This is a genomic window from Pseudomonas sp. (genome assembly GCF_037994325.1).
In the GTDB taxonomy this organism is placed as follows: domain Bacteria; phylum Pseudomonadota; class Gammaproteobacteria; order Pseudomonadales; family Pseudomonadaceae; genus Aquipseudomonas.
Map to the genome: position 1 here is coordinate 1 of NZ_JBBNAH010000009.1, position 1589 is coordinate 1589.

The 1589-nt window shown below is 60.1% G+C and carries 2 protein-coding genes; both read left to right on the forward strand.

Annotated features, from left to right (window positions below):
- The first annotated feature begins 168 nt into the window (after positions 1 to 168).
- Positions 169 to 1107 (forward strand): LysR family transcriptional regulator, encoded by a 939-nt coding sequence (locus AAAB16_RS00225; protein ID WP_340661514.1) that lies wholly within the window; start codon positions 169 to 171, stop codon positions 1105 to 1107.
- Between the two features lie 118 nt (positions 1108 to 1225).
- Positions 1226 to 1414 carry a hypothetical protein gene (locus AAAB16_RS00230; protein ID WP_340661515.1) on the forward strand — a complete coding sequence of 63 codons (189 nt, stop codon included), beginning with the start codon at positions 1226 to 1228 and terminating at the stop codon, positions 1412 to 1414.
- Positions 1415 to 1589 lie beyond the last annotated feature (175 nt).

Here is a 1589-nt window from a genome sequence, read left to right on the forward strand (position 1 = left end):
CCTCTAAATACTGGATCGATCAGGAAAAGAACCGGCAACGGCGATGCCGAAGCGGTGACAGCTCAGGGCAGGCAGTATATTTTGCCGCCAAGGCCAGATAATCAGTGCCTTTGGTAGAGCAGCCTTACGGTGTGCGCAACAATCAAGGCGCAGTAAAACGGAGCGGTGATGGACACCTTACAAAGCATGCGTGTGTTCGCCCGGGTCATCGACACCGGCAGCTTTACCGCTGCCGCCCAAGCGTTGAGCCTGTCGACGGCGCAGGTGTCGCGCCTGGTGTCGGAGCTCGAACAACAACTGCAAGCACGCCTGCTGCATCGCACCACACGGCGCCTGGCGTTGACGGAAACCGGCGAGCGTTATTTGCAGCGCTGCCGGCAGATTCTCAGCGAGGTGGATGAAGCCGCTGCCGAAGCCCGTGGCGCGCACCTGATTCCCAGCGGTCGCCTGCGGGTGCAGACCATGACCGGCCTAGGTCTACAGCACATTACCGCGCTGGTGGCCACCTATGCCGAGCGCTACCCGCAGGTGGTGGTCGATCTGACGCTGTCGCAACGCAACCCTGATCCCATCGAAGATGGCCACGACGTGATCATCGCCTTCGCCCGTGAGTTGCCCGACTCGCAACTGGTGGCACAAAACCTCGGCGGCATGTACAGCGTGCTCTGCGCCGCGCCCGCCTACCTGGCCAAGCACGGCATACCGCGTGGCCCGGCAGACCTACGCCAACACCGCTACCTGCGCCTGCTCGACCCACTGTATGTGGATAACTGGGTGCTGGAGGACGGTGAAGGCCGCTACGAAGTGCTGCCCCATGAGGCGTTTCAGGTGAATATCGCCGAGTCGTTGGTCAAAGCCGCGCAGGCCGGTATGGGTTTTTGTCTGCTGCCCTCGTTTGTCGCCAGCCCCTCCTTGCTGGACGGCAGCCTGGTGCGCTTGCTGCCGGAGTACCGCCTGCGCGAGCGCAATATCTATGCGCTGTACCCGTCGCGGCGTTTTCTCGATGCCAAGATCAAAACCTGGGTGGAATTTCTCAAGGCTGAGTTGCCCCCGCTGTTTGCCAGAGACGAAGCAATTCTGGACAACCCGGCACACTGGGCACGTTGAGTCGGGCACTGTTGCAATTCAGGTAACAGCTCATCACCAAAAACGCGGTTTTTCTCGGTTTTACCCCTCATTACACTGGCCTCGCTTTCCACGATGAGCCCGACTTGAGGATCACACTATGCCCCGTACTTTGCTTTTTACTGCCCTGTTCGCCACCAGTTCGCTGTTTTTCTCCCAACTTAGCCTGGCTGAAGAGTCGCCAGCCTTTGTTGCGCGCAATGCCGCAATCGCCCAGCAGCAGAAAAATTCCAACGCCGAGGCAGTCGCCGCACAGAAGGCCGCTGAAAAGGCCGCGCAAGACAGCTGATACCCCACTCGCGTGCCCTGCCCGGCATGCGAGCACCTATCTCTAAACGTTGATGGCGGTAGCTCCTCAGTCAACGTTACTCCTGGCCGCTCCCGCCCTGTTGAGCGGCTTTTTTTTGCCTGGATTTTTCCTCACTTACCTCCACCCTGGCCGCGTCAGCCGGGAGCGGTAGCAC